The following is a 4,704-nucleotide window of genomic DNA, read 5'->3' as shown; positions in this document are numbered from 1 at the left end:
TCCTGGCTCGTAACATAGTTTCGACTTCGCAGCCGTTGGCTACGCAAGCTGGTGTTGATGTCCTCCGCAAGGGCGGCAACGCCGTGGACGCTGCTCTTGCCGCCGCTGCAACTCTTGTCGTGGTGGAGCCGACTGGATGTGGGCTAGGTGGAGATGCATTTGCCATTGTGTGGGATGGATCTTCCCTGAATGGCTTGAATGCTTCCGGGCGCTCTCCGGCAGAATGGACTCCAGAACGATTTTCTGCCCTGTCCGATATGCCGGGCGAAGGCTTTGACACGATCACGGTTCCAGGCGTCGTGGCCGGATGGGCCGAACTGTCCAGAAGTTTTGGCAGAATAGAATTCGCTGATATTTTTCAATCGGCAATCGAATATGCGGAACGCGGCTATCACGTGTCCCCGACAATCGCGAAGCTGTGGAGTGTTGAAGCCGAGCGGCTTGGGAGACAGCCGGGTTTCGCCGAGTGTTTTATGCCGGGTGGCCGTGCTCCGCGTGCCGGAGAGTTGTTTGGGAACCCGGCGCTTGCAGCGTCGCTGCGCAGCATTGCCGACACCCATGGTCGGAGCTTTTACGAAGGACCCTTGGCCAAGAAGATCGTTGAGTTTGTTGGGTCATTGGGTGGATGCTTGTCTTGCGAAGACATGGCGGAGAACCGACCTGACTGGTGTGGCACCATCGCGGCGGAGTTTGAAGGCGTACATCTGCACGAGATCCCGCCAAACGGACAGGGAATTGCGGCACTTATCGCGCTTGGTATACTCGAACACACAAACATTGCCGACCTCGAAGTTGATAGCGCCGCCGCGCTGCATCTTCAGATCGAGGCAATGAAGATCGCATTCGCTGACATGCATGCACATGTTGGAGACATGGCAAGCATGCGCATTGCCCCGGATGACCTGTTGGATCCGGAATACCTTTCCACAAGGGCGGCTTTGATCGATCCCGAACAAGCTGGCGAATTTCGGGCAGGCGTCCCGAAAGCGGGTGGTACGGTCTATATCACTGCAGCGGACGAAAACGGCATGATGATCTCGCTGATTCAGTCGAACTATCGTGGTTTCGGATCTGGAGTGGTCGTGCCCGATACAGGCATCAGCCTTCACAATCGCGGATCGGACTTTGTGTTGAGCGACGGACATCCCAACCAAGTCGGTCCAAAGAAACGTCCACTCCATACTATCATACCGGGCTTTGTGATGAGGAATGGTTCGCCGCTTATGAGTTTTGGTGTGATGGGAGGCGGAATGCAGGCGCAAGGTCATCTGCAAATGATGGTACGTACGCAACTTTGGGGTCAGAATCCGCAAGCCGCCTCTGATGCACCTCGGTGGCGCGTTCAAGACGGCGGAAAGCTCATGGTTGAGCGGGATATGCCGAATGGAACGCTTCAATCATTGTCCGATTTCGGACATTGTATCCTGCAGGACCCACCAGAGGCCGCATTCGGCTTTGGCGGCGCTCAACTAATTCAACGTATTGATGGCGGATACATTGCAGGGTCCGATCACCGGAAGGATGGCGCTGCCGCGGGTTTCTAACGAAGCGCAACAATGGCGGACGGCCCGGTTAGAAGTTCGGTCGTCGGTCAATCAGACGAAACACACACTATTGGAGGAGAAGTGTTATGCCTTTCAAATCTATCACGTCTATTCTTTCGGCTACTATTCTGGGAGTTGCGGGAGCCGCAATAGCCCAAGACAGCTATCCGGAAGGACCGGTAACTGTTGTGGTGACCTATTCTCCCGGCGGGTCTTCAGATCTTTCTGCGCGAACACTGGCGTCAACAGCAACGGATGCGCTTGGCAAACAGATCGTTGTCACCAACAGGGCGGGTGCGGGTGGAATTACCGGAATGACAGCTATCAATAATGCCGAAGCTGACGGCTATACTCTTGGTCTCGGACGCGTTGCCACGCTCGCAGTCGTCCCGGCCGTCAACAAGTCGATTTCCTATGATATCGAAGATATCACGTATCTTGGGCTGCTGGAAAAGAACCCGAACGGTTGCGTGACAGGTGCCGACCGCCCCTTCGAGGATCTGAATGACCTGATCGAGGCTATAGAGGCTGAGCCGGGCAAATTGATTTACAGTTCTTCCGGGGTCGGAACCCTGACACATCTTGCTTCGGCCATGGTGCTCGATGCGACAGATCTCGACGATCCAGCCAATGCTGCAATACACATCCCGCAGCGGGGCGAAGGCGCGGCGGTGACGGCCGTAGTCAACGGCTCGGTCGATTTCTTCTGCGGCAACCTGCCGCCGATGCTTGGCAATATCCAGTCTGGTCAATTGAAGCCTCTGGTCGTGATGTTGCCAGAACGCGATCCGGCATTGCCGGAGGTTTCGACGGCCGCGGAACTGGGGCATCCGGAACTTGAAGCGGTTGTGGGCTGGAGCGCGCTGGTTGGTCCTCCAGGATTGAGTGAAGAGGTTGTGGCGAAATGGACGGAAGTTCTTTCGACCACGGGCGACAGCGAGACCTATCAGAATTTTGTCAAGCGACTGGGCTCAACTCCCTCTGTCATGGGGCCGGAAGAAACACGTTCGTTCGTGCTCAAGCAATACGAGACGTTCAACGAATTGGCCGAACGGCTTAATCTTCGGACCGTGCAGTAGGCGTTTTCCTGCACGTCAATTCAGCTGAACGCCGGGCCACATGAAGTGGTTCGGCGGTTGGCGGATCATGGAGCTTGCCGATGTCACGGGCCGACCTTAACGATCTATTGCTTGGCGCCGCAGTCATATTTCTGGCGCTTGTGTTCAGTTTCTGGATCCTGCCGGGTGGCATTACATCCGTTCCAGGTCCGGCGGCACTTTCACCGCGGTTCTGGCCAAGGTTGATTGGGATTGCCCTAATTCTGCCGGGCGCATCCATCATGATCTCGGCGCTTATCCGTGCGCGTCGTTCCGCGCGCGGATCTTTTTCAAAGAAGGGACGCATTCCGCCGGAGGCTGTCGTCCGCCTAGCGGTTGTTGTCGTGGGTATGATCGCTTTCGCAGTCCTTCTTCCTGTCCTTGGAATCTACGTGGCTTCGGTGCTCATAATCATGGTCGTGGCGTTCCTGATGGGCAGCGGGAGACCCGTCGTCACCGTGACGACTGCGTTTGTGATCCCGTTGCTGCTGTCGCTGTTCTTCAATCGCGTCGCCGGCACTGCCCTGCCGCGTGGTTTCTTCGATTTTTTACCATTCTGAGAGGCGCTATCAGCCATGACTATCGATCTGATCCTAGAGGCGGTCGGCCTTGTCGCGAACATTCAGAGCATCGCGGCATTGTTGATCGGCGTCACGATAGGCGTGGTGGTCGGGGCCATACCTGGAATGTCCACGACGATGGCTGTGGCCCTGACGTTGCCGTTCACCTTCACGCTGGACCCCGTGACCGGCATTCTGCTGCTTTTGGGCGTCTACAAGGGCGGAATATTTGGTGGTTCACTTACAGCCATCCTGATCAAGGCCCCAGGTACACCAGCGGCATCCTGCACTGTACTCGACGGGTGGCCGCTGATGCAGAAAGGGCAGGGGCGCAAGGCGCTCGACATGGCACTTTTCGCGAGTTGCACGGCCGACTTCATTTCCAATCTTGCCCTGATCCTGCTCGCAGGCGTTCTCGCGAGCTTCGCATTGAGTTTCGGTCCACCGGAATTCTTCACGCTCATCGTTTTTTCACTAACAATCATCGCAAGCGTATCTGGCGACCAGATCGCAAAGGGCCTCGTCGCCGCGGGCTTGGGGCTGTTGCTGGCGACGGTCGGACTTGACCTGATCTATGGAACTGAACGGTTCGTCTACGGAAACGCCGATCTGATGTCGGGGTTCAGCTTGGTGCCTGTCTTGATCGGCCTGTTCGCACTTCCCGAAATCATAGCCTATTTCGTGCGCAGGCCTGAAGGTGCAGGCACTGCCGCAAAACTGGAAGCGGTAGGTTTGAAGTGGCATGAATACAAGTCAAGCCTGCGCACGATCATCAAAGGGAGCTTTATCGGGTGTATTCTCGGCGCAATCCCTGGTTTGGGAGCCGCGCCCGCCGCTTTTCTTTCCTATGGTGAGGCTCAAAGATCGTCGAAAAACAGCAAGAATTTCGGCAAGGGAGAACTGGAAGGTGTGGCCGCCTCGGAAGCCGGAAACAGTGGTGTGGCAGGGTCCACGATGATCCCGTTGCTGGCGTTGGGTATTCCCGGCGATGTAATTACGGCGATCCTATTGGGCGCGTTTATGATCCACGGCTTGAAACCCGGCCCGTTGTTGTTCGAACAGAACCTGTCGTTGGTTTATGCGCTATTCATTGGAATTATGCTTAGCTCACCGCTCTTGCTGATCGTCGGAAAAATTGCCAGCCGATATATCGGTAAGGTCGCTACAATGCCCTATTCGCTTCTCTATCCGGTGGTGTTCGTACTGTGCGCATATGGTGCGTTCGCGATTAACAACAGCCTCTTCGATGTGACGGTCATGGTCGCAATGGGTATACTCGGTTTTGTCATGATGCAGCTTTCGATTCCGGCTGCTGCGTTCCTAATAGCCTTCGTGCTGGGACCGTTGCTCGAAGACAACTTCAGACAGGCGATGCTGATGTCCGGATCTGATCCGGCAATCTTTTTCCGATCCGGCATATGCTGGTTTTTCTGGGCACTCACAGTGGCTTCGGTTTACCTGGCGATCAGGCGAGGTTCGAGGTGACGTCGGATGACTCCTCTT

At 55.9% G+C, this 4,704-nt stretch carries 4 protein-coding genes; all 4 read left to right on the top strand.

Going from position 1 to position 4,704, the window contains the following annotated elements:
- The first annotated feature begins 2 nt into the window (after positions 1–2).
- The 4 genes from PVV74_RS22645 (at position 3) to PVV74_RS22630 (ending at position 4,686) form a co-directional block, all read left to right on the top strand.
- Positions 3–1,544 carry a gamma-glutamyltransferase family protein gene (locus PVV74_RS22645; RefSeq protein ID WP_274594770.1) on the top strand — a complete coding sequence of 514 codons (1,542 nt, stop codon included), beginning with the start codon at positions 3–5 and terminating at the stop codon, positions 1,542–1,544.
- 86 nt (positions 1,545–1,630) lie between these two features.
- Positions 1,631–2,623 carry a Bug family tripartite tricarboxylate transporter substrate binding protein gene (locus PVV74_RS22640; protein WP_274594769.1) on the top strand — a complete coding sequence of 331 codons (993 nt, stop codon included), beginning with the start codon at positions 1,631–1,633 and terminating at the stop codon, positions 2,621–2,623.
- 80 nt (positions 2,624–2,703) lie between these two features.
- Positions 2,704–3,201: a tripartite tricarboxylate transporter TctB family protein gene (locus PVV74_RS22635; protein ID WP_274594768.1), complete on the top strand. Its 498-nt coding sequence runs from the start codon at positions 2,704–2,706 to the stop codon at positions 3,199–3,201.
- 15 nt (positions 3,202–3,216) lie between these two features.
- Positions 3,217–4,686, top strand: coding sequence for a tripartite tricarboxylate transporter permease (locus tag PVV74_RS22630; RefSeq protein WP_274594767.1), 1,470 nt, complete (start codon positions 3,217–3,219; stop codon positions 4,684–4,686).
- Positions 4,687–4,704: the final 18 nt, after the last annotated feature.

Source organism: Roseovarius sp. SK2 (assembly GCF_028807495.1).
In the GTDB taxonomy this organism is placed as follows: domain Bacteria; phylum Pseudomonadota; class Alphaproteobacteria; order Rhodobacterales; family Rhodobacteraceae; genus Roseovarius; species Roseovarius confluentis.
The sequence above is the reverse complement of the archived record's forward strand: the minus strand, read 5'-3'. Positions and strand labels throughout refer to the sequence as shown.

Bases quoted from the DNA above. Each gene is read 5' to 3' on its own strand.
- PVV74_RS22640 (WP_274594769.1), top strand. From the start codon at position 1,631: ATGCCTTTCAAATCTATCACGTCTATTCTTTCGGCTACTATTCTGGGA.
- PVV74_RS22635 (WP_274594768.1), top strand. From the start codon at position 2,704: ATGTCACGGGCCGACCTTAACGATCTATTGCTTGGCGCCGCAGTCATA.
- PVV74_RS22630 (WP_274594767.1), top strand. From the start codon at position 3,217: ATGACTATCGATCTGATCCTAGAGGCGGTCGGCCTTGTCGCGAACATT.